This is a genomic window from Sorangiineae bacterium MSr11954 (genome assembly GCA_037157815.1).
Lineage (GTDB): Bacteria > Myxococcota_A > Polyangia > Polyangiales > Polyangiaceae > Pendulispora > Pendulispora albinea.
Map to the genome: position 1 here is coordinate 6,539,170 of CP089984.1, position 24,216 is coordinate 6,563,385.

Sequence of the window (24,216 nt, forward strand, 5' to 3'; positions counted from 1 at the left end):
GCTAAAGTTTGTCGTACGCGGGGAGCGTCAGGAACTCTTCGAAAGAGCTAGCGGTGGAGAGCGCCTCGAACAGCGCGCGCGCCTCGGCGAAGCGGCCGTTCGTAAAGCGCTTTTCACCGACCTCGCCCCGAATGCGCTGCATTTCTTCTTCCACGAAGCGGGCGAACCTCTCGCGATCGATGGTCGTCCCGTCCTCCAGGGGGGCGCGGTGGTGCATCCACTGCCACACTTGCGCACGGGAAATCTCGGCGGTCGCGGCGTCCTCCATCAGGTGGTAGAGCGGCACGCACCCCGCGCCGCGCAGCCAGGATTCGATGTACTGGATGCCCACGCGGATGTTGTGGCGCGCGCCCGCCTCGGTTCGAGCGCCGGTCGGGATCGCCAAGAGATCCTCGCGCGTGACCTGCACGTCCTCGCGCAGCACGTGGAGCTGGTTGGGCCCCGGCATGTTGGCGTCGAACACCTCGCGCGCGATGGGCACCAGCCCGGGGTGCGCGACCCACGTTCCATCGTGGCCGTCGGTCACCTCGCGGAGCTTGTCGGCGCGCACCCGCGCGAGCGCCGCTTCGTTCTCGGCCGGGTTGTCCTTGATGGGGATCTGCGCGGCCATGCCGCCCATGGCGTGCACGCCGCGGCGGTGGCACGTCTTGATGACGAGCTTGGCGTAGGCGCGCAAGAAGCCTTTGTCCATCGTGACCAGGCCGCGGTCGGGGAGCACGGCGTTGGGATCGTTGCAGCGCTTCTTGATGAAGCTGAAAATGTAGTCCCAGCGGCCGCAGTTGAGGCCGGCCGAGTGCTCGCGCAGCTCGTAGAGGATCTCGTCCATCTCGAAGGCGGCCGGCAAGGTCTCGATCAGCACGGTCGCCTTGATGGTGCCGCGCGGGAGATCGAGCGCCGACTCGGCGAAGAGAAAGACGTCGTTCCAGATGCGCGCCTCGAGGTAGCCTTCGAGCTTCGGCAGGTAAAAGTACGGGCCGGTGCCGCGCTCGCGCAGGGCGTGGGCGTTGTTGAAGAAGTAAATGCCGAAGTCGAAGAGCGCGCCCGGGATCGCCTTGCCCTGGTAGCGGACGTGGCGCTCGGGCAGGTGCAGCCCGCGCGGGCGGACGAACAGCACCGCGGTCTTCTCGTTCAGCGCATACGACTTGCCCGTCTCCGGCGCCGTGAACCGAATCGTCCGCCGGATGGCGTCGTAGAGGTTCTTCTGACCTTGAACGACGTTTTCCCACGTGGGGGCGTTGGCGTCTTCGAAATCGGCCATGAACACGTTGGCGCCCGAGTTGAGCGCGTTGATGACCATCTTGCGATCGACCGGCCCCGTGATCTCGACGCGGCGGTCGAGCAGATCTTGCGGGAGCGGGGCCACGCGCCAATTGCCTGCGCGGATATCGCTCGTTTCAATCAAGAATTCCGGGAGCCGCCCGCGATCGAAGCGAGCTTGCGTTTCACGGCGGGCAGCGAGCCGCTCCTCGATGCGAGGAGCAAAGCGCTTGACCAGCTCCTCGACGAACGCCAGGGCTTCGGGTCGGAGAAGGTCGGACAAGCGCCCGGAGCTGCCGGAGTTGTCGGAGGAGACGTTCGATGCTTCTTGGATGGGATCGAGTTGGAGGGTCATGGAGCACCGTTGCGCGACGCGTTGAAAATGATGTTGAACGATCCAAAAATCAACATTCTTCGGAGAAATAAGGGTTGAGCAAAGTCAATGACAGGCAGTAAAGTTGTCAACTCTGTCAATTTGCTAAACTACATCTGTGGCAACTGTGCGTGGCCACGTGGAGGTGAGCCATGGAAAATGCGAGAGAAACGGGGGGTCCTCGGCTTGGGGCAAAAGTGCGCGCCCTCCGCAGGCGAGAAAATTTGAACCAGGTGCAGTTGGCTGAGCGGCTCGGAATCTCGGCCAGCTACTTGAACCTCATCGAGAGCAACAAGCGGCCCCTGCCTGCCTCGCTCCTCATTCGCCTCGCGCAACTCTTCAACGTGGACTTGCATTCGTTCGCCACCGATGAGGATGCGCGCTTGGTGGCCGACTTGATCGAGGTGTTCGCCGATCCCCTGTTCGAGGGCAACGGCCTCACATCGACCGAAGTGCGCGAGGTCGCCGCCGCGAGCCCGAACGCGGGCCGCGCCGTGCTCTCTTTGTACCGCGCCTATCAGAGCATGCGCGAGTCCGCCGATTCGCTTTCGTCGCGGCTCACCGAGGGTGAGCAGGATCTCACGGGGGTGGAGCGCTCGAGCATCCCCTCCGAAGAGGTCAGCGATCTGCTTCAGACGTACATGAATCATTTTCCCGAGCTGGAGACGGGCGCCGAAGAGCTCTGGGCCAAGGCGAAGCTGGGGCTCGACGATCTCTACACGCCCCTCGTTCGCTACTTGGAGAAGCAGCTGGGGGTGCAAGTTCGCATCGCGCGCGGCGAGGCCGAGCGCGGGACCTTGCGCCGCTTCGACGCCGACCGAAAGATCCTGAGCCTGTCGGAGCTGTTGCCCACGCGCAGCCGGCAGTTCCAGCTCGCGCATCAGATCGGGCTGCTCACGCAGAAGGCGCGCCTCGACGCCATCGCCTCCGATCCGCGGCTGACCACCGACGAGTCGCGGGCGCTCGCGCGCATCGCGCTGGCCAACTACTTCGCGGGCGCGGTGCTCATGCCGTACGTCCCTTTCTTGCAAGCGGCGCGCGAGGAGCGCTACGACATCGACGTGATCGGGCGGCGCTTTCGCGTGGGCTTCGAGCAAGTCTGCCACCGGCTGACGACCTTGCGGCGCCCCGGGGCCGAGGGCGTGCCGTTCCATATGATCCGCATCGACGTGGCCGGGAACATTTCGAAGCGCTTCAGCGCGTCGGGCATTCGCTTCGCGCGGTTCAGCGGGGTCTGTCCGCGGTGGAACATCTTCGCGGCGTTCCTCACGCCGGGGATGATCCGCATCCAGCTCTCGCGCATGACCGATGGCGTGGCCTATTTCTGTCTGGCGCGCACCATCCACAAAGACAGCGGCGGCTACCACGCGCAGCATCCGGTGCAGGCCATCGGGCTCGGGTGCCAGGTGCCGTACGCCAAAGAGATGGTGTACTCCGACGGCGTGGATCTGGATCACCTGGACACGGTCACCCCGGTGGGGGTCACCTGCCGGCTCTGCGATCGCACCGATTGCGAGCAGCGCGTGCTGCCGTCGATTTTCCAGCCGCTCCAGGTCAACGAGAACGTCCGCGGGCTGACGCTCTACAACGTGTCGAACCCGTTGGCGGGTCATCCGACGGCGGGCCGGCTGGAGCGGCACGTGGTGGGGCGGTAGCTCGGGAAAGAAGAAAACGACGGCGGGCTGTAAGGTCGCGGCCGATTGCGCGTTTCGTAGGCAATCCCCGAGGCAAAACCAGGAGCTCGCCATGCGCACACGTCCAAGCTCGATCGTTCCGCTCTTTTTCGTGACCACCCTAGGCGTTCTGCCTGCGCTCGGCGGATGCGGCACGAGCCGGCGTGCCGCCGAGGCGAGCCCCGCGCAGTATGCCGCCTCCGAGTCGGCGTCGTCGGGCAGCAGCCGCAGCTACGAGTCCGTCGCCGCGGAGGCCCCGCCGATGTCGGCGGACGCCCCCATGCCGGCAAGCACCCCCATGCCGATGTCCGCGCCGGCCAGCAAGCCTCCGTCGCCGTCCAAGCGCACGGTGGCCGCAGCGCCCCGCGCCCCCGCGATGGCGCCCAGTCCCCCGGCGATGGCAGCCCCGCTCAGCCGCCCGATGGCCGCCGGCGCGCCAAAAGCGGAGGCGGCGATCATGCCGTCTCCCCCGCCCCCGCCGCCCGAGCCGGTGTCGAACACCGAGGATTACCGGGACTACGGCGTCAATGCCGCGACCGACCCGAAGAAGGATCGCTTCTCCACCTTTGCCATCGACGTGGACACGGCGTCGTACTCCATCAGCCGGCGCAAATTGCTCGAGGGCGGGCTGCCGCCGGTGAGCGCGGTGCGGACCGAGGAGTACTTGAACTACTTCGATTACGGCTACGACTACAAAACGAGCGCGCTCCCCTATACGATCCACATGGCCGGCGCGCCCTCGCCCTACGCCGCCGGTCATCATTATTTGCGCGTCGCCATTCAGGCCAAGCGCGTCTCCACCGCCGAGCGCCGCCCGGTGCATCTCACGTACCTGGTCGACACCAGCGGCTCGATGCAGTCCGAGGACAAGATCGAGCTGGCGAAGAAGAGCCTCAAGATCCTCACGTCGTCGCTCAAGGGCGGCGATACGATTGCGCTCTGCACCTATGCCGGCAGCGTGCGCGAGGTGCTGCCCCCCACCAGCATCGAGCAAAAAGACCGGGTCCTGCGCGCCATCGACGATCTCTCGGCCGGGGGCTCGACCGCCATGTCCAGCGGCATCGACCTCGCCTACCGGCTCGCCGAGCGCGGGCGGGTGGCGGGACACATCAACCACGTGGTGGTGCTCTCCGACGGCGACGCCAATGTGGGCGCCACGTCGCACGAGGCGATCCTGGACCAGATCGCGCGCTACAAGAACAAGGGGATCACCCTCTCCACCATCGGCTTTGGAAATGGCAACTACAAAGACACGATGATGGAGCAATTGGCCGACAAGGGGAATGGCAATTACTCCTACATCGACAGCGTGGAGCAAGCGCGCCGTGTGTTTGGCGATCAAGTGAACGGCATGCTCGAGGTGGTGGCCCGCGATATGAAAGTGCAGGTCGAGTTCTCCCCCGAGGTGGTGAAGGAATACCGCCTGGTGGGCTACGAGAACCGCGACGTGGCCGACAAAGACTTCCGCAACGACCACGTCGACGGCGGCGAGGTCGGCGCCGGGCACGCGGTGACCGCGCTCTACGACGTGGTCCTCAAGGGCCAGGATCGCTCCCCCATCGTGGTGCGGGTCCGCCACAAGGCGCCCACCCCTTCGCCCAACGGCCCGGACGCCGCGAGCGAGCACGCCGAGTCGATGAACCCGGGCGCGATCGCCCGCTCCTTCGACGAGGCCCCGCGCGATTTGCGCTTTGCCGTGGCCGTCTCGGGCTTCGCCGAAATCCTGCGCCGGAGCCCCTACGCGGCCAACGCGCGCTTCTCCGATATCGCCCGCATCGCGCGCGGCGCCACCACCGGCAAGCCGGAGCAAGCGGAGTTCATCGGTTTGGTCGAACGGGCCACGCGACTTGCGCCCGAGGGGCTGCGCTCGGCCAGCGCCATGGCCAAGTGAGCGGGTTGGGGATGCTTGACCTCCATCGTGAGATGGTTCAAGGTGACGCCACTCGCGATGTCCGTGCTCGCCCTTCTTCCCGAGATCCTCTCGCTCGCCCTTCTCCTTCGTAAGGCGGGAGAGAGCGTCACTCGGTCCTAGAAGAAACGAGTCGACGTCCCTCTTCCGCCGGAGCGGCTGGAAGAGGGATCGGCATTCAGGAGGCAAACCTCCACCGCGTTCGTCGGGTCTTTCGCTCTTTCGGCTTCTCCGGTCTCGACCCCAGGAGAACCGAAATGTCCGACAAGATAACGATTCTGGATACCACGTTGCGCGACGGTGAGCAGTCTGCCGGCGTCAACTTCACCCGCGCCGACAAATTGGAAATTGCGCGCATGCTCGAGGCCATGCGCATCGACGTCATCGAGGCGGGCTTCCCCGCGGCGAGCGCGGCCGAGTTTGCCAATGTGCAGGCCGTGGCCAAGGATGTCCGGGGCTCCGCCATTTGTGCCCTTGCGCGTGCCGTGCCCGAGGACATCGATGCAGCGACCGAAGCGTTGAAGCCGGCCGCCGAACCGCGCATTCACATTTTCCTCAATTCGAGCGACACGCACCTCGCGCATCAACTGCGAAAGAGCCGGGAGGACGTGCGCGCGCTCGCGGGCGCCATGGTCCAGCGGGCACGAACCTACGTCGCGGACGTGGAGTTCTCCCCGATGGACGCCACGCGCGCCGATCCGGATTTTCTCGCCGAGATCGTGCGCACGGCCATTGCCGCGGGCGCCACGACGATCAATTTGCCCGACACGGTCGGCTATGTGTTGCCGCACCGGCTTCACGCGATGATCCTCGATGTGCGCGCGAAGGTCCCCGAGCTGGGGCGCGTATGTCTGAGCTTCCATGGGCAGGACGACTTGGGACTGTCGACGGCGAACACCCTCGAGGCCGTGAGGGCCGGGGCGCGTCAGGTGGAGCTGACGGTCAATGGGATCGGGGAGCGGGCGGGCAATACGGCGCTCGAGGAGGTCGTCATGGCGCTCCGGTTGCACGGGCCTGCGCTCGGCGTTCATGTGGACGTGGATACGACGAAGCTCGCCGAGCTGTCGCAATTGGTCGCGGCGCGGAGCGGGATGGCGGTCGCGCCGAACAAGGCGCTGGTGGGCAAGAACGCGTTTCGCCATGCGTCGGGGATCCATCAAGATGGCGTGCTCAAAAAGCGGGAGACGTTCGAGTGGATCGATCCGGCGATGGTGGGCAATACGCGCGGCACCGAGATCGTGCTCGGGAAATTGTCGGGGCGCGCGGGGTTTCTGGCGCGGGTGCGCGCGCTGGGGGTCGAGCTCTCCAAGGAGCGCGAGGAGGAGACATTTGCCCGCTTCCAGGCGCTGGCCGATCAAAGGCCGATGGTCGACGACGCGGAGATAAGGGCCATTTGCCGCGAGGGCGCGCACGCCTGAAGGGGACCTGCGATCCGCGCCTTCGCGCGGCGCGCACCATGGCGCCAAAACATTGGCGCCCCTCGGCGGTTGATGGGGTGACGCTGGAACCCTATGACGGATCATTGGACGGAGATTCGTCATGGTGCATTCGTTCATCGTCCATCTCGTTCGTCTGTTTCGAAACCGGAGGGGCGCGTCCAGCGTCGAATACGTACTCCTCCTTTTTGCCATTTTGCTCATGGCCGCGGCCGGCTACCGCGCCCTCGGCGGCCGCACCGGTAAGGCCGCGGAGACGACCACCGCGGTCTTACTGGGCAGCACCGCTCCGGTGCCGGGGGGAAATGCGTCCAGCCCGAGCCCGGGGGATCGCGGGACCACGAACCCCACCGTTCCTTCGAATCCCCCGGCCCCATCGAACCCCCCTGCGCCATCGACCAACCCCGTCCCGAGCGCCCCCAACTCGGCGTTTTTTTGGTCCGGGCGCACGGAGGGGGTCGGCGGTGAGGAGCTGGCGCGCGAAATCGCCCATAGCTACGGCGGGGAGACATTGGAGTCGACCCTCGATCGCGAGGGCATTCGAATGCCCAATTGGGACGATCAGACCCCGGAGGCCGAGGCCCGGTGGGAGTACATGTCGCAAGAGTTCGCAAAGGGCGCTTCGGGCACGGTGCGGGTGGTCCTCGGCCAGGAGCTCCGCCCCGGCAATGTTTGGATCCGGGAGCGGGAGGCCTTGGAGAAGAACCCCAACGTCACGCAAATCATCGCCATCGATCCCAAGACGCGCGAGGAACGGGTGATTTACACGAGACCGAAATGATGGCTCACCTCGACGACCGTCATTTCCGGGGTTCGAACGCGACGGCGCGATCGGGAATCAGCGGCCGCTGGCGATCCAGCATGTCGCTTTTCGCGGGATCCGCGGAGACAAGGGCAGGATCGCGAGCAGGAGCACGATGCCGTCGGGCGGCTCGAGATCCACCCGAAGGTCCGTCTGCTCGGGCCAATCGCGCCAGCCCTCGACCTTGGGAGCGGGAACCAAGTCCGTGCGGCGGATTGTAACCGAATGGACGAGCACGATCGTCATTGCCGACATGAGAATCAGGGCGAGCACGCCATTCGCAATCGCCCATCGCACGAAGGACGCTCTGCGCCGCGCCGTGGCGTTCGACGTCGGATCGATCGATCCCATCGTGCCATACATAGCATGCGCGCTCGAGAGCGTCAGCCCGCGTAGGCGCCATCCTGCTCGATGCGCGAGAGCACCCAGTCGAATTCTCCGGCGACGACCTTGGTCCGGCAATGGGTGCAGTTTCCCACCATGCCGATGGCGAGCGGCGCGCCGCAATGGGGGCACGGCGACTCTTCGCCCGCTCCGCCGTCGGACACCGCGCCGCGCAGGAAGGTGAAATATTCGCTGTAGGGGCGCTCGCGATCCGGGTTTCCGGAGAGCACGCGCCCGTCGTCGGAGACGGTGTAATCGATGGCCGACGCGAAGATGCGCACGGTGATGGCGTCGTAGGTGCGGTCGCTCAGGACATTGGCCAGATCGATCCGCACGATCTTGGCGTTCTTGCAGATATTTTTGCAGCGTTCGCGGTGATGGAGGTCGATCCAATACGCCCACGATTGAAAGAGGTTGTCGGAGACGTAAGGTCGAATTCGCGCCGCATCGCGGTTCGACCAGCCGATTCGAAGCTGTTGAAAGACATGGGTCACGCGCGCTCGGAAGGCGCCCCACTCGAAGCGCGGATCGCGCCGCTGCAGATCGAGCAACCGCGCGTCGGCCTCGGGATCGACCACCGTCGGATAGACGGTCCCCATGTTTTCGACGTTCTGGGCGACCAGCGGGGCGCGCGCTTTCTTCGTCAGGGTACGAAATTCGATGACCATCCAGTCGAACCTTCCCCCGCCCACGTCCTCGTGGCAGTGCGCGCACTCCGTTCCGCGCATGCTTCGAAGCGGCGCGCCGCAATTGGGGCAATCCAGCTTGCGCGCGCGCTCACCCCGCCGCGAACGGGCCGTGCGCGCGCGGCGCAAACGCAGGCGATCGACCGCGTAGACATGCGACTCCATGCGCGCGGGCGCCGGCGACCCTTCGGGATCGAGCACCTCGGAGTAGCTGGCCTCGAACTCGAGCTCGAGCTCCACATGGGCGCCGCTCGTGCCCGAGAAGTCCGTGATGCGCATGGCGCCGATGACGATGCCGGTCACCTCGGCGACCTTTGGCCCGGCGAGCAGTTGCTGCGCGGCATCCTCCGTGAGAAAAGGCGCCAGCGCGCGAAGGGGGCTGGCGTCGCCGGCGCGCGCGCGCTGCATCTCCGCGTAGAGCAGGTAGGCGAAGTCTTCGAAGAGCGCGACCGAAAAATCGGGATCGAGCGCGCGAAGGGCCGCGAGCCGCGAACGCGGGACGCCCGCGGTTCGACGGCTTCGATGGACGATGGGCGCGATAGGTGCTTCCACCAGCGCCTTCCACGACCGCGGCTCGCGGCGCGCCGCGATGGTCTTTCGGCGCGGTGTCCATTTCCACGAGACGACGCTCCGCCACATCACGAGGAGCAGCAGCGCGCCGGTCGCCATCATGCAAACATCGGAGTGCTCGGTCAGCAGCCTGCCGAGGAAGGGATCCGCAAGATGCGGTCCACTTTCCACGCCGATGTCCGTCGCGCCGAACCCCACACCGCCGAGGGGGCCGCCCGCACCGCCTCCGCCCCCTCCCCCGCTCGAAAACGACTGCCCACCGCCCGGCCGGGCCCACGCCAGATTGGATGACTGGATCGCAGCGGCTCGCGGGAGCATGGGTCCTTATTGGCCACCATAAGTCGCCCATTCGTTGCCGCAAGGCTCTTTACGCACCGCGTGGAAACGGAACGCACCGCGTGGACGGAAGGTCGGAGGATGGTGCGCCGGCCAGGGGATGCGAAATCGCACGCCACATAGGTGCCCGCCATGCGCCGGTTCGACGTATGCTCCCGCCGCTTTTTCCTCAACCAGCGAGGTCCGACGCATGGTCCATCCCAAGATGCAGAGCAGCGTTGCACGTTCCGCGGTACTCACCAGCATCGGTTGTCTGCTCTTCGCGTGCAGCGTACCGACCGAAGACGAAGACGCGACATCGGCGGCGGCCCAGGCCCTCGATGGCGAGAGCACCCCCATTTACTCGTACGCCAACGCCATTCGCGAGAGCGTATGGGTGACCACCTCCCTCGACAACGATGGCGACGGCAAACCGGACAAGGTGGCCGTCGACATCGTACGCCCGCGCGAGGCGGTCTCCGCAGGTGTCAAGGTACCGGTCATCCTCGAGGCGTCGCCCTATTACAAATCACCGGGGCGCGGCAACGAGAGTCAGATCAAGGCGTATGATTCGAGCGGCGTCATTTCCAAAGTCCCCCTCTTCTACGACAATTATTTCGTGCCGCGCGGCTATGCCTTCGTCGCGGTCGATCTGGCGGGCACCAACCGCTCCACCGGCTGCCTGGACGTGGGCGGCCAGGAGGAGATTCAAAGCGCCAAGGCGGTCATCGATTGGCTCAATGGCCGCGCGACGGCCACCCGCGCCGATGGAACGGCCGTGCGGGCCGATTGGACCACCGGCAAAGTCGGCATGATTGGAAAATCGTGGGACGGCACCATCGCCAATGGCGTGGCGGCGACGGGGGTCGATGGTCTGGTGACGATCGTGCCCATCGCGGCCATCAGCAGCTGGTACGTCTATACGCGCGCCGAGGGCGTCCTTCGCGGGAGGAACCGGGTGCGCGGGCTCGCCGCCCAAATCGGCAATCGCCCCACCGCCGCGTGCCAAACGCAGTTCGATGCGCTCGGGAGGGGGCAGGACGATACCACTGGCAACTACAACGCGTTCTTCGCGGAGCGCGACTATCTCCCGGCGATCGACAAGGTTCGCGCGAGCGTCTTCGTCGTGCACGGCCTCGACGACTGGAACGTGACCACCCCGCAATACTCCGTCTGGTGGAACGCCCTCGGCGCGCGCAACGTCCCGCGCAAGATCTGGCTGTACAAAGAGGCGCACGTCGACCCGTTCGACATCCGGCGCGCGGAGTGGGTCGACACCCTGCACAAGTGGTTCGACCATTGGCTCCAAGGCCGCAGCAACGGGATCATGGACGGCCCCATCGCCTCGGTCGAGCGCAAGCCCAACACGTGGAAGGACGAGCCCTCGTGGCCGCCGCCGGGCACGCACACGGAGTCGCTCACCTTGGGCATCGGAAACGGCACGACGGGCACCCTCAGCGACATTCCGTCCCTCTCCGAGCTCGTTGCCCCGACGCGCACGTTCACGGACAACACCAGCTTGACCGAGTCGGCCGCCGTATCCAATCCGAACACGTCCAAGGGCGGGCGTCTGGTCTTCCTGAGCAAACCGCTCGCGAAAGACATTCGCATCTCGGGCACGTCGCGGGCGGTGCTGCGGGTGCGGGTCAACAAGCCGACCACGTCGCTCACGGCGCGCCTGGTCGATTATGGCCGCGAGTCGCGCAATATCAATTACCGCGCGAGCCAAGGCGGCATCGTCAACCTGACCACGCGATCGTGCTGGGGGGAGTCGACCAGCGCCGATAGCGCGTGCTTCCTGGACACGGCGCTGGATCTCCAGACGACCGATTTCGGCGTGCTCTCCCGCGGCTCGATGGATGCCGCGCATCGTGACTCGCTCACCCGGCCCTCGAACCTCAATCCCAATACCTGGTACGATCTCGACGTCCCGCTGGACGCGAGCGATGACACGCTCGTCGCCGGCCACGTCTTGGGCCTGGTCCTCACGGCCACCGATCCCGAGCTGACCTCACCGCTCACGACGGGCGCCACCATCGACGTGGACCTCGGCGCGAGCCGGCTCGAGCTGCCGCTGGTCGACCCACCCACGGCCCTCGCCGACTCGGCCGCGCGTTCGCGCGCGGGCCGGACCGTCGCCGCCGACCTTGCGACGGACCGGCCGCCGCAGGTTCATGCGCCCCAGCCGCCGGAGAGCGGTGTGGAGCCGGCGGGCACGAGCCTCCTCGATTCCACGTTCTACTGATCGTCGGACGTACGGAGGTTCCGCGCACGGAGGTCTCGGCCGCGGGCATCTCGACGAATCCGCCGCGAGGCTCGTTGTTTACGCGCAACGCGCCCTCGTGGCGGATTCGGCTGAAGCGGAAGCCGGACCGGCTTACGGCTCGCGGCTCGCGGCTTGCGGCACGCACGAGAGCACGCGGTCGCGTACGATTCGCGCATGACCATTTCCATCGCAGCATCGGGCGCATCGACATACACGGTCACGGTCGCGGAGGGGCGATCGCGCACGGTGCACGCGGTCACGGTGACGGAGTCCGACATCCAACGCTACGCGCCCGGATCCAGCGCCGAGCGGCTGCTCGAAGCTTCGTTCGAGTTTCTGCTCGAGCGCGAGCCCGCGTCATCCATCCTTTCGCGGTTCGCGCTGCCGGTCATCGAACGCTACTTTCCCGAATATCCGCAAACGATTCGAACGAAGCTGGCGGGAGGTGCTCGTTCCACTTGAGGCGCCAAGGTGCCAAGGTCCATGAAGGCGTCAAGGCCTCGAGGCGCCAAGGTCCATGAAGGCGCCAGGCAAGGCGCCAAGGGCCTCGAGGCGCCAGGTCGATCCGCGCGCGACGCCATGCGGCGATGGCATCCTGTTCTAGCGTGCACCGTGACAGCTGGTAGATTGCCCGCATCGGGATGCGATCATGATCGAAGTCACCCTCGTCGAAGGACGTCAGGACCTGGAACGAATTTTGGCGCTCCAAAGCGCAAACCTGCGCGAGGTGGTCGCGGCCGAGGATGCGCGGCGCGAAGGCTTCGTCACCGTGGCCCACACCCTCGCGATCCTCGAGCAAATGCACTCCATTGCGCCGAGCGTCATTGCGCGCGATGGAGAGCATGTCGCGGGCTACGCGCTGGTGATGCCGGTCGAGGCACGCACCTTGATTCCCATGCTCGAGCCAATGTTCCACCAATTCGAAACGCTCCTATGGCGCGGCCAACCGCTCGCCGCCCTCCCCTATTACGTCATGGGGCAAATTTGCGTGGCGCACGATTACCGCGGCCAAGGCGTGTTCGACGCCCTCTATCGCGAGCACCGCGCCCGCTACGCCTCCCGCTTCGCACTCTGTGTGACGGAGGTCGCCACCCGCAATACACGCTCGATGCGCGCCCACGCCCGGGTGGGATTCGAGGTCGTGAGGACCTATCGCGATGCGGTGGATGAGTGGGCGGTGATCGCGTGGGATTGGACCTCGGCGTAACGGAGCAACGAAGCGCGTCGTTTGGATGCTATCGACCAACGACGCGTATTCCTTACGCCAAATCGGTACGGTCGAGGCAATGCTCGCGAATATCGACTACCTCTCCTCGACACGGGGTTATAGAATCGATTTCCATCATGGCAAAATCGATCCTTCCTTCCCTTCCTTCGTTACGTAGCGGTCATTGGGGTGTGGGCCTCGCGATGGCCGTGCTCCTGGCTCAGGGCACGGCATGCGAACACTCGACGGCGACGACGCCGCCGACCCCCGCGCCCTTTCGCGACTTGGAGCAGCGGACCCGCAGCACCGAGCTCCCCAATGTGCACTCCGTGTTGGTGCTCCAGCACGGCAAGCCCCTGGCCGAATGGTATGTGGCCGGCGTCGACGAGGAGCGCGGCCGCCCGCTGGGGACCGTCAACTTCGACGCGTCGACGCTTCACGACACGCGCTCGGTCAGCAAGAGCGTGGTCTCTCTGCTCTTTGGAATCGCCATTTCCGAGCAGGCGGTGAAGAGCCTGGACACCCCGGTCCTCGACTACTTTCCCGAATATACCGACTTGCGCACCCCCGATCGGATGAAGATCCGGGTGCGCGACATGCTGACGATGACGTCGGGGCTAACCTGGAACGAGGACCTGCCCTACACCGATCCGCGCAACAGCGAAACGGCGATGGACATGGCGCCCGATCGCTACCGTTACGTCCTGGAGCAACCCATCGCCACGCCTGCTGGCCAGACGTTTACATACAGCGGCGGCGATGTGGCGGTCGCCGCGGCCATCCTGGCGCGAGCCACCAAGACGCCCATGGACGTCTATGCGCAGCAAAAGCTATGGGCCCCCCTGGGCATTACCCAACACGTTTGGTTGAAGGACGGAAAGGGCGTGCCCTACGCCGCCTCGGGCCTGAGGCTCACCCCACGTGATATGCTCAAAATTGGACAGATGATGCTGGAGCAAGGCCGCTGGAACGGCCAACAGGTGGTCCCCGCCGCCTGGGTCGCCGATTCCATTGCGCCGCACGCGCAGGCGGGATCGGACCCGAAATGCGGCACGCGTTATGGCTATTTCTGGTGGCTCTCTCCCGGGTGCGTCGTGACCCCGCCCGCCCCCTACTACGCAGCCCAAGGCAATGGCGGCCAGCGGATCTGGGTGATCCCATCGCGCGATCTGGTCGTGGTCATGACGGCCGGCAACTACAACCAGTGGGAGATTCAGGGCAAGGTCACCAACGCTGTGCTATCGGGCGTGCTCGCAGCCGTTCCAGAGTGACGATACGAAGGCCGCCGCTCCGCCCGATGATCGACCCATGCAACCGCGCCGGGCGGCGGCACGTCGTAACGACATCGCGAATCGTCCGTGACGTCCTCCACCGAAACGTAGCGGTGATCGCCTAAAGATGCGAAGACGTTGGCATGAAGAGGGCCATGCGCGCCGTGGTGGCCACGGCGTTGGGGTTCGCGCTCGCCGCGTGCTCGTTGTTCTTCGATGTGAGCGAGCTTTCGAACGGCAACACCGCTGCGGGCGATGGCTCCATGGACGCCGGGGGCGCTATCGTCACGGACGACGGCGGGGTTGAAGACGCGGCTCCGTCGGTCGATTCCGGTCTCCGGTTCATTGGTTCGCGGCTGTCGTTTTCGACGGCCAAGACGGATATCGTTGCTCTATGCCCCGCGGAGGCTCAGACGGGTGATCTTCTCGTGGCCGCGTGGATCATACGCACGTCCGGCACGCCGGGTTACATCATTCCCCCCAGCTGGGGCACGCTTGGTACGGCCCATTCGGACACATCGTTCCCGCTTTGGGTTGGCCACCATACTTTGGAAAGTGCGGACATCCCGGAGAGTGGCTCCGACATCAAGTGGAAATTCCCATTCCACGACATTGCCGCGCATTCCGTGGTTCAGGTCCTCGCTTTCCGCGCGACCGCGCGCCTGCAGCCGGTGAAGCCCGTTCGTGTCGACACGATGGTCGCCACCATCGATGGCGCCTCCGGCAGGCTCACACGGGGGAACATCGGCACGCAAGGCCAAACGATAGGGCTCTTCGTCGTGTCCGGCTCGGGGGAGAATATGCGCTTCTCCGAGAATCTACCCGGTCTCCTACGTGACGAGTCGAACCCGAACCTCGCCGTTTATCGAACCGGGGGCGTCTTCCCGAAAAACGCAACCATCCCCGGCCCCACGGTCACCTTCGCGGCATCGCCCGACGCGTCGATGATGGCGTGGGCTTCACTCGGCGTCGTCGACGTGACGCCGTAGCCGACCGCGCGGTTGCTGCTCCTGCAGCAGCCCGAATCGAGGCGCTGCTGCTCGGGAAGCACGGGAAGCGCAGCGTTCCTTGGCTCGGCAGATGCCGAAAAGCACATTTTCGCGCTGGCCCGATCCGTGCACCGTCTCGGGGCATGGAGTGGAGACCGACGGTGACCGCGTGCTGTAGGGAGCAAACGGAGACATCATGGGAACCATCCAGCACAATTACACCTATGCATCGACCCTTTCGGACGCGCTGAAGATCAACTGGAAGGTCGACGACCTCATCGGCGAAGGAAAGGGCCTCGACTTCACCAAGCCTTTTCTGCCGGATTCGCTCACGGGCATTCAAGCCATCGCGGCGCTCGACGCGCGCGAGAAGCTGGCGCTCAATCATATTCGGGGTCGCACGTATCTTTATTTGTTCGGCTTCGTCGAGGAGTTCATTTTGCCCTTCGTGCTCGAGCAGGCGCGCCGGGCGGTGCACGGCGACAGCGCCCAGGTGCGCTCGCTCTTGACCTTCGCCGAAGAAGAGGCAAAGCACATCGATCTCTTTCGACGGTTCAGCGAGGAGTTCGAAAAGCAGTTCCCCACGCCGGTAGGCCTGATTGGCCCCGCCAAGGAGCTGGCGGACGCGGTGCTGTCGCACAGTCCCCTGGGGGTGGTGCTGGTGATTCTGCACTTGGAGTGGCTGACGCAACGGCATTATCTCGAGAGCATCAAAGACGACGGGATCCTCGATCCGCAGTTCAAGAGCCTCCTCCGGCACCACTGGCAAGAAGAGGCGCAGCACGCCAAGGTCGATACCTTGCTGGCGAGCGAGCTGGCGGCGGCCCTGAGCGCCGACGAAATCAAAGTTGGAATCGAAGACTACCTCAAAATCGCGTCGCTGTTGAACGACGGGCTGACCACGCAGGCGAAGCTCGACGTGGAGACCCTGGAAAGGCACACCGGGCGAAGCTTCAGCGCGGCGGAGCGCAGTGAAATCGAGGCCGCGCAGATATCGTCCTACCGGCACACCTTCCTGGTGGCCGGCGCCGAGCACCCCAATTTCGTCAAGGCGGTGGGCGAGCTCTCGGCGGAGGGACGAGAGCGCATCGCAGCCGTCGCCCGTGCGTTGAACTGACGAAAAGCTCCCCGAGGGGAGGAAGAGCCCTCCCCTCGGATGGCGCGCTGCTGCGGAGAGGCGCGACTCCCGGGTGGACCGTCCCATGTTCGGGCGAGACGCGAGGCAAGATCTGGAAACGGTGGAGAGACGGTCATCGATACGAATCCAAACGCAAAGCCATGATGAGGGCGCATCATCGAACCTGACGGAACGTCGCGGTGCGCCCTCTTCGAATCGTGCGGGAGGTCTTCCGACGGTCGTCGGCCCACGCGCCCGAAGGCAACGCCAAACGCACGCATTGACACTTACTTCGCACTTGCGGATTGTGCGTGCAATCGTCGTGCGAGCTCGGCGCGTGTTTCATTGTTCAGGGCACCGTCGGCGCGCAGGCCCCGGCTTTGCTGGAACGCGAGGATCGCCCTTCGCGTAAGGGGGCCGACATTTCCGTCCAAGTAGATAGGGTCGAACCCAAGCTTCTTCAGCGACATTTGCGCCTCGCGCACCGTCATGCTTCCGCGTGCCTCCGGGAACGCGGTAGGACCCGATGCCGTGGGATTCTCGACCGCATGGCTGCCGGTTTGGAGCGCGACCGACCCGGCGGGTTTCACCATTTCAACCGCGTTCGTTTCGGCCGGCGACGAGGTGTATGCCGAAGACCGTGCGTTTGGCGGTATTGACGGGGCTGACGGGATTGACGGGGCTGACAGGATTGACGGGCCTGACAGGATTGACGGAATGCCCAAAGCGCGCGCGATCACGAAAGCGCCTCCGCAGAGCATCGCAAAGCCTCCAATGCTCGCGATGAGCCAGGCGCCACACGAGCGCGCGGGCCACGCTTCGCCTCCCCCCAACTTTTGCGCGGGCGGCCATCGCGGAGACGTTGCACTCGGCGAAGCCCTCACGTCAAAGGGTGCCCTCACGTCGAACAACGCGTCCGGAATCCCGCCGGTAGAAACAGAAAAAGCAGAAGAAGAAGCAGGCGCCGATGCCGGTATCGGCCGCATGATCGGAACATCCGGCAGCGGCGGCTTTGCAGCTGCGAAATCCATGACGCGAAGAAGCACGCCCGCCACCGATCCGAGCGTTTCGGTGAGATCACCGCCGTCTCTTCTTCGGGATACGACGAACCGATAGTTCTTGGGCACATCCAAAAGCTTTCGAAGCGCGGGAATACCTCGAATCGTCGCGGCGCGAGCGAAAACAATCTGTCCCGACTTGATGGCGATGGTCCCAGCGAGCTCGTCACCCGGCGCCAATACGTCAATCTCCGTGTACTGACGGCTGCTGCCAACGACTTGGATCAAGCTCGCGATGTCGACCTCCGAAAGGCTACCCTCCATGACCAGTACGCGCGCGATGGATGGTACCAACCGTAACCGCGATGTATTGGAGAGGACTCCTTGCGCCGATCTCACCGCCGTCACGGGTTCCGCGGAGTATACCCTCGCTAGAATGTCGTTAACCGACCCAAGCGCTTCGAGCTCCCGAGCGTCGACCAAGATTCGGGCAATCGAAAAATTATACCCGACGCGCAGGTCGATGAGTTGATGAATGGCCAGCATCCCCTGCTTGCGCCCGCAGCGCGCGGAGATGACTCTTCCGCCCTTGATGTGCACGGCTCCAAGGGAAGCCGCCTTTTCGTTCGAGATCTCGATGATGACGTACTGGCGGCTCGCACTTACGACTTGCATCAATGTCGCCAGATTGAAATCGGCGAGACTGCCGGCCATGACGGGAACTCGCTCGAGCGCGACCGAGGTTGCCCTCTCGATCCGCCGCGTACCGTTCGTCGCCGCAATCACGTCGGATATGGAGGCTATGGGAGCGGCGACACGAGGTGGAAGGGTCTCGTTGAACACGTGGAATCGCTCCGTGGCGTGCCCCTTCATGAGCGATTGGACGGCTTCCATCCCCGTGAGCTCACCGACCTTCGCCGAGATCACCTTGCCCGCCTTCAATACGATGCGTCCCGCAGGTTGCCCCGCAGCCGTGAGCACCTCGAGGCCGATGACTTGGCGACTGAGGCTGAGCGTCTGCATGAGCGTGCTCAGATCGAACTCCGAGAGCTCGCCGGACAAGACATGTGTTCGCGACGGGTTCACGGCTCGGGTCCTCGAATCGAGGTGTCCCCGAGAACCGCCGGGCGCACGATGTCATTCGTCGCAAGCTCCGTCTGTTCGGGCGTCTGGACGCTGAGGTGCCCCATCTTCATGGTGAGCGAAACGAGCTTGTAGACCTGCGTCCACGCTTCCCGTGCAGGTTCATCGAACTTCTTACCCAAACCGTAGTCGAGGGTCCAGAGAAGGGCTTCCCCGACGACCGTGTAGCCCTCGTCGGGCACCCGATACAGCGATGTGTGGCGCCGGCCGAGCGCAAGCATAATCAAGAAAAGATCGCTCTCCTCGGAGACGGTCTCTCGCCAGGCCGACTCAGGCCAATCGAGAGACTTCACGATGAACGACAGCATGGCGAGCAGCTTCTTTTTCTGCCCTGCCATATCCGATTTGAACAGGGCTCGGTACTCCGGCCGAAGGTCGAAGAGGCGTTCGTAAAAAAGGTCGGCGACCGTATCGGCGATCGGAAGCACGAGGCGCCACGTGTCGCGGATGATCTTCTTCTGGATGTCCGTAATCATGGGTTACCCGCGAAGACAAGTTTTCATGAACTCGAGAGCGTCCTGGGGAACGGACCGTCCACCGACAGCGATCCAAGAGACGATGTACAAACATCATGACCGTCGCCCGTTTGCGATGGCTACGAATTTGTCGAATGAATTCTCGCACGTGCGAGCGTCGACATCGCGCCATGACGTCTGGCCTCCCCCAATCTCCATTTACACATAATCCATGGCTGTCAATTGCATGACTTATCTAAAAGCCATGAATTTTTATGGGATGTCACTTCGACGTTGGAGGATGGATACGCGCCACGCCTGGTCCCATCACGCCATCACGCCATCACGCGAGTGTGTCGCCGAGCTGTGCGCCTCTTTTATAAGTGCCATGGAAAAACACGGTTGTTGGGCTGACGACAGCAATAATCGGAAAGACACGGGGGGCGCGGTGTCGCGAAATCGCCATTCATCTCGACCCGCGGACGCATCGCCAACAATGTCGCGAACGCGAGGACGGCGCCCCGCGGCATCGCCAAACGACGGATTCGACGAACGACAATGGGCCGCCGCAACTCCATTCGAATGCAGCCATTGTAGGGATGAGTCGAGCATGGCGATTGGGAGGCGCCCAAGAAGCTCCCCGTTGTCGGAACGAATCCCTCGACCGGCGTCGACCGGTCATCGTTGCTCGAGCAATGGCTCGGGTCGAAAGCGCTCTCCCGTGCGCGACGACGGGAACGCGCGCGATGCCATTGAAGCCTCCGTTGCGCGTGCACGGATTTCACCATGTTTACGCGCAGCGACACTATTGTGAGCACCGGCGCCTCCCGCCGTGCGAACGTATCGGTCCGCGGCGCCGCCCTTCGTCGTGCGAGGGCGCGGTCAGCCGCGTGCGCCATGAAGCGCTAGCGTGCGGTCTTCGGCATCAGTGAAGACGATTTGCGATGAGGTTGAGCCACGGAATGCTGGACTGCCACGGGTGCTTTTCGCTGTCGCGCCAATAGGGGGCAAAGTTTCCGAGGGCGCTTTTTGTCTCGCGGTAGGTCCACCACGTCCAACCGATACGGTTGGCGTTGAGCTTTTTGAGGATGGCGTCGGCGCGAGCGTGGGTGTAGGCGTCGTCTTCGCCATCTTTGGGGCGGCGATGGGACGCGACCTGTTGCACGAAGACGGGGACCTTTCGGCGCAACCGGAAGTCGGCGAGGAGGTCGACCCACTCGAGGTGGCCTGCACCGTTGTCGAGGAAATTTCCGGTGTAGATGAGGCCTTTGACATTGGGCATGTAGACGTCGTCGATCCGCTGCACGTTGTATCCGCTGTTCGGGCCGACGAGGATGGGTGTGGCGGGATCGATTGCGCGGATGCGCGCGATGAGCGGCTCGTAGAACTCGACGGGTGCGTGCCAATCTTTGCAGCCGCCATTGGGCCCGCACGTAAACTGCGGCTCTGGGAGGAGCTCCCACATGGCGATAAAGGGCTTTTTGCGGAAGCGTTTCACCAGGAACTCCCAGGCCTCGTAGAATTTTTCCTTGGTGACCGGGTCATTCCAGAAGCTCGCGCGCTCATCGCCAATCTTGCCGCAATAGCCGTCGTCCGGCTCGAGCTTCGCCTGGCCGCAGTCCGAGTCGAAGAACATATCGATCCAGAGCCCCTTGCTGCCAGCGTCGTCGATCATCGCCTCGAGCATCGCGAGGTTTCTCGGATCGATGTAGCCATCGGCGGCGATCTCGGTGCGCGAGTCGATGGGCACTTTGCCATCGGGGGTGCCATTGGGTTCGTAGTTGCCCCACCAGCGCAGGGGGATGCGCACGATGTTCGCGCCCTGCGTGACGTGCGCCGCGGAGTCCTCCGGCTGCACGCTCCCCCAATGGCCCCAGTTCCAACCGCGCAGCAGCAGCGGTTTGTGATCCGGGCCGAGGAGCTCGGTCTCGCCCTCCTTGACGATGGGGCGCGAGGGGCCGCGGCGCGGGAGCTGGACGAAGACCTGTGATGCCGTGAGCACGTTCGCGTCGCGCGCGCCGCCCACCGCGACCTTGCGCACGTTGCCCGCGGCAATCGCCTTGAACCATCCGACATCAATCTTCAACTCCTCCGCCGACGTGCCCGGGCGCGCGGCCGCGGTGACGTCGATGGCGTCGTAGTCGACCGCGTTCAATGCGTTGATCTTGAGCGCCGAGCCCTGTTTGCATGGGGCGGCGGGGCACGATGGCGGCGGGTCGTCGTTGCTGGCTTGGTAGAAGAGCATCCCGTCCTCGAACGTCGCGCCCGAGACACCGCGGTAGGCCTCGGTGACCAGGAACGTGTGCAGTCCGCCCTCCTTCGGGCCGAGCGTTCCCTTGACGACGATCTCGCTCATGGGCGCCGCGAGGATCTCCGCGATGTCGTCGGCGCCGAGGGTGCTTTTCGAAAAATCGAGGCGCGCGATGTTCTCGCCTTCGTTATTTCGATTGGCGTCGTGTGCGAAGTATGCAGGACAGGGCGCTGCCGGGCATGCGGCGGGCGATAAGAGCACGAAGCTCGGCGTGGTCTTGGATAGGTTCATACTGGACACCGTGTCCTCCGCGGGGGCGGGGACGGCGGTGCAACCGAGCATCGCGACGAGAAGAGCGAGCCCTCCGGATTTCGATATTGTATGCATGTTCCTCCTTTGGATATTCGACGTTCGATCGCTTCGAGTTCTTCATGGTGTCGCGCGCGACCGATACGATTCGTATCGACGTATCGACGTCTCGGACACATGCTTTAGGCGCCCTTCCGATGGACATCTTCGGGCATTCCGCCCATCCGCCTCGAGCGGAATCGCGACTCGTCGATCGATATATTTTTCGGATGAGTCGATCGCGAACAGGAGGGATGTCGGCACTATTTTGCTATCTATTTGACATCGTCGCAGGCGAGCGCTCGGCGCGCGGCATTCATGGCTCGAGCCGGGGTCCTTATTGCAAATTCATGTAAGTTCGCTTCCAAATTCGAAAAATGCAACGATGGGCGCCAATCGGGCGGCGCAGCACGATGTCGCCGGCGCCGTGGCTCGGTTTCATCTCGTGAGGCGGAGACGGGAACGGGTCGGCCGTGCCCCACCGGAGCGACACGAAAATTGCGACCCGCAACGGGTGATGAAGAGGCAACGCCACGCTGCCCGAGCGCAGACGAACGTGCCGGGTGAAGAATCGAGGTGTCGATGGGAACGCGGGGGACGTTTCTTACGCATCGTTTGCAAAGCGATCGCGTCATCGCCAAACGACCTTCCCTGCTCGACATGGAGCCAGATACATTCGTCCACGATGAACACCGTGCCGAATGCCGTGGCCGCAGACGACCCCCTCCCCGCCCATCCGGCCGCGAAGCTCGGGAAGCGCTATCTATGGTTTGCCGCGCTCTTTGCGATCATGAGCGTGATCTCCGCCATGAACGGCTCGAGCGCGCCAGGCGTATTTCTGTTCGCCGGGTCCGCGGTTCTGGGTTGGGCGGGCGTCGTCACGATCCGGAGCGCGCAGGCGGTGTTGCTGGCCAATCTCGCCCTCGAACGGATCACGCGCGGAAAGCTCGACGAGGCCGAGCGGCTGCTCGCGCGGGTGCCAGCCCACGCGCTGCGCCGGGGCGCACCGGCTCGCTCGGTCGCGATACAGCGGGCGATGCTCGCATTTCATCGCGGCACGGGGGAGGTCGCGGTGGCAGAGGCGACGCGCGCGATCGCCGTGGGAAAGGGGCTCCTCCAACGCGATTACGAGGCGATGCAGATCGCCCATGCGCACGCGCTGCGAGCGCTCGCGCACGCGTCGGTGGGGCACGTGGAGCAAGCGCGCGCAGACGCGCACGCCGCGGAGACCTCGCCGTTCACGGGGCCCGATGCGCTCGCGCGCGCCGAGCTTGCCCGCGCGCTGCTCCTGGCCCGCGCGGGCGACATGGCGGCCCTGCGCGCCTCGTTCGCCCGCGCGACGTCCTCGATGGAGTCGCTCTCCCCGCGCGAACGTGTGCTCGCACGCGCGCTGCGACGGCTAGCGCGCGCAGCGCCGCACGACGCCTACCGGCAGCCGGCCAAACCCGAGGGTGCCGAGGGGACCGGGCTCGCCGCGTGGGTCAAAAAGCTCGCGCCCGAGGCGGCGGCGTACGTCGGCGACGCGGAGACGCACGCGCCAGAGGTCGAACCGGCCATGGTGGATACGACGAGCCCCGAAGCCAGGGCGGCGATGAAGCAGGCGCGCGCCACGACCAAGCGCGCGTGGGGACTCCCGCTCAAAGCCACCGCGGCGTGGGGGTTGCTCATCGTGGTGTTCGTGGGGATCTGGACCGTGCTCTCACCGGGAGGCGATCCCGAAAGGGCCTCGGCCCCGCGCGACGTCGAAAGCGCGGCCGAGCCAGAACGTGAAAGCGGGGATGGGGCCAGCGCCTTTCCGGTGGCCATCGCCGTGCTGGCCTTGTCCGCGTACATCGGTTGGCAATTGCGCAAAGCGCGGCAGCTCGGGCGCCGTTTGCTGCGGGCGCAAGTCGATATCGCGCGCGGCGACGAGGAACGTGCGGCCGCGGAGCTGTCGTTGCTCACGAAGTCGCGATTGCCCCCGCTCGCCGCGCAAGCGTACCTTGGATTGGCCGCGCTCCGCGAACGGCGCGCCGATTGGTCCGCGTGCATCGCCCATTGCACCGAGGGGCTCGGACGCATCCGTGGCGCCATGCGCGCCGCGCATTCCGATCTGCTCCTGCCGGAGCTCGTCGCGACACGCGCATTCGCCTTGGCCGCGCTTGGCCAAAAGGCGGAGGCCGACGCCGCCCGAGCCCTCTTGTCGGCCGAGTTCCCAACCTATCCCTACGCGGCGCGCGCACACTTTCGTGTGCAATTGATGCTCGCCGTCCGCGCGGGCCATTTCGAAGAAGCCGCCGCCATCGCGCGCCGGCGCACCTCCGATTTGCCACTATCGTTTCGCGACGACATGCTGGCCGACCTCGTACTCGCCGCCGACACGGGGGTGTCCTCCGACGAATACGAGCGCATTCGCGGCGAGCTCCATGACAGCGAGCCGCTGCGCGCCTGGCTCGATGCGGTCGCACCAGGATTGCGAGACCGTATGCGCATCCTCGACCTTGCGCATCCCGCTCCGCGATTCTAGCGCACGATGGGCCCGGTCTGCGGCGTCCCAACGCGCCCACGTGAAGTGCCGAAATTCCGCCGCGCGCCCTCGCGAAGTCGCGCGAGCAGCCAAGGAACCGCTCCGAAGATACCCGCGGGCGCGAGCCTTCCACGATGGGAGCACCTCTGTATGGCCGCCAGCTCGAGCGGCGCGTACACCCGCTTCCTCAACGAAGCCGGCTCCCGGGCGGCGACCTCGGCGCGCCGCGACTTCCGCGACGTCGCGAGTCTGCTCTCGGC

Annotated in this window: 18 protein-coding genes; 11 read left to right on the forward strand and 7 right to left on the reverse strand. The window is 65.0% G+C overall.

The window, feature by feature from the left end; all coding sequences use genetic code 11:
• Position 1: 1 nt before the first annotated feature.
• Positions 2-1,591: a malate synthase A gene (gene aceB / locus LZC94_25175; protein WXB20243.1), complete on the reverse strand. Its 1,590-nt coding sequence runs from the start codon at positions 1,589-1,591 to the stop codon at positions 2-4.
• A 191-nt stretch (positions 1,592-1,782) separates the two neighbouring features.
• On the opposite strand from aceB, the gene LZC94_25180 reads away from it, so the two are divergent.
• On the forward strand, positions 1,783-3,285 hold the full coding sequence (locus LZC94_25180) for a short-chain fatty acyl-CoA regulator family protein (protein WXB11156.1): 1,503 nt from the start codon (positions 1,783-1,785) through the stop codon (positions 3,283-3,285).
• Between the two features lie 249 nt (positions 3,286-3,534).
• Here LZC94_25180 and LZC94_25185 read toward each other — a convergent pair whose 3' ends face one another.
• Complete coding sequence (locus LZC94_25185) at positions 3,535-3,762, reverse strand: hypothetical protein (GenBank protein ID WXB11157.1); 228 nt, start codon at positions 3,760-3,762, stop codon at positions 3,535-3,537.
• On the opposite strand from LZC94_25185, the gene LZC94_25190 reads away from it, so the two are divergent.
• From LZC94_25190 to LZC94_25200, 3 genes are all read left to right on the forward strand, one after another.
• Positions 3,761-5,194, forward strand: coding sequence for a von Willebrand factor type A domain-containing protein (locus LZC94_25190; GenBank protein ID WXB11158.1), 1,434 nt, complete (start codon positions 3,761-3,763; stop codon positions 5,192-5,194). The two genes, LZC94_25185 and LZC94_25190, sit on opposite strands and share 2 nt — an antisense overlap.
• Before the next feature lie 275 nt (positions 5,195-5,469).
• Positions 5,470-6,630, forward strand: coding sequence for a 2-isopropylmalate synthase (locus LZC94_25195; protein WXB11159.1), 1,161 nt, complete (start codon positions 5,470-5,472; stop codon positions 6,628-6,630).
• Between the two features lie 121 nt (positions 6,631-6,751).
• Positions 6,752-7,429 carry a hypothetical protein gene (locus LZC94_25200; GenBank protein ID WXB11160.1) on the forward strand — a complete coding sequence of 226 codons (678 nt, stop codon included), beginning with the start codon at positions 6,752-6,754 and terminating at the stop codon, positions 7,427-7,429.
• 57 nt (positions 7,430-7,486) lie between these two features.
• Here the strand turns inward: LZC94_25200 and LZC94_25205 are convergent, their stop codons facing one another.
• Positions 7,487-7,705, reverse strand: coding sequence for a hypothetical protein (locus LZC94_25205; GenBank protein ID WXB11161.1), 219 nt, complete (start codon positions 7,703-7,705; stop codon positions 7,487-7,489).
• Positions 7,706-7,833: 128 nt separating this feature from the next.
• Positions 7,834-9,408 carry a TIM44-like domain-containing protein gene (locus LZC94_25210; GenBank protein WXB11162.1) on the reverse strand — a complete coding sequence of 525 codons (1,575 nt, stop codon included), beginning with the start codon at positions 9,406-9,408 and terminating at the stop codon, positions 7,834-7,836.
• 208 nt (positions 9,409-9,616) lie between these two features.
• Here LZC94_25210 and LZC94_25215 point away from each other — a divergent pair, with 208 nt between their 5' ends.
• From LZC94_25215 to LZC94_25240, 6 genes are all read left to right on the forward strand, one after another.
• Positions 9,617-11,650, forward strand: a complete 2,034-nt coding sequence (locus LZC94_25215) for a Xaa-Pro dipeptidyl-peptidase (GenBank protein ID WXB11163.1) — start codon at positions 9,617-9,619, stop codon at positions 11,648-11,650.
• Positions 11,651-11,845: 195 nt separating this feature from the next.
• Positions 11,846-12,133, forward strand: coding sequence for a hypothetical protein (locus LZC94_25220; protein ID WXB11164.1), 288 nt, complete (start codon positions 11,846-11,848; stop codon positions 12,131-12,133).
• 187 nt (positions 12,134-12,320) lie between these two features.
• Positions 12,321-12,878, forward strand: coding sequence for a GNAT family N-acetyltransferase (locus LZC94_25225; GenBank protein ID WXB11165.1), 558 nt, complete (start codon positions 12,321-12,323; stop codon positions 12,876-12,878).
• A 203-nt stretch (positions 12,879-13,081) separates the two neighbouring features.
• Entirely contained in the window at positions 13,082-14,149 is a 1,068-nt protein-coding gene (locus tag LZC94_25230) for a beta-lactamase family protein (protein ID WXB11166.1), read from the forward strand.
• A gap of 263 nt (positions 14,150-14,412) precedes the next feature.
• A complete protein-coding gene (locus tag LZC94_25235) occupies positions 14,413-15,138 on the forward strand; it encodes a hypothetical protein (GenBank protein WXB11167.1) in 726 nt (241 codons plus the stop codon).
• Positions 15,139-15,334: 196 nt separating this feature from the next.
• Positions 15,335-16,255 carry a diiron oxygenase gene (locus tag LZC94_25240; GenBank protein WXB11168.1) on the forward strand — a complete coding sequence of 307 codons (921 nt, stop codon included), beginning with the start codon at positions 15,335-15,337 and terminating at the stop codon, positions 16,253-16,255.
• Between the two features lie 287 nt (positions 16,256-16,542).
• Here LZC94_25240 and LZC94_25245 read toward each other — a convergent pair whose 3' ends face one another.
• From LZC94_25245 to LZC94_25255, 3 genes are all read right to left on the reverse strand, one after another.
• Complete coding sequence (locus tag LZC94_25245) at positions 16,543-18,339, reverse strand: peptidoglycan-binding protein (GenBank protein ID WXB11169.1); 1,797 nt, start codon at positions 18,337-18,339, stop codon at positions 16,543-16,545.
• Positions 18,336-18,872, reverse strand: coding sequence for a globin domain-containing protein (locus LZC94_25250; GenBank protein WXB11170.1), 537 nt, complete (start codon positions 18,870-18,872; stop codon positions 18,336-18,338). Before LZC94_25250 ends, LZC94_25245 begins: the two co-directional genes overlap by 4 nt.
• Positions 18,873-19,776: 904 nt before the next feature.
• A complete protein-coding gene (locus LZC94_25255; protein ID WXB11171.1) occupies positions 19,777-21,489 on the reverse strand; it encodes a glycoside hydrolase family 5 protein in 1,713 nt (570 codons plus the stop codon).
• Positions 21,490-22,135: 646 nt separating this feature from the next.
• On the opposite strand from LZC94_25255, the gene LZC94_25260 reads away from it, so the two are divergent.
• Positions 22,136-23,956 carry a hypothetical protein gene (locus LZC94_25260; protein ID WXB11172.1) on the forward strand — a complete coding sequence of 607 codons (1,821 nt, stop codon included), beginning with the start codon at positions 22,136-22,138 and terminating at the stop codon, positions 23,954-23,956.
• Positions 23,957-24,216: the final 260 nt, after the last annotated feature.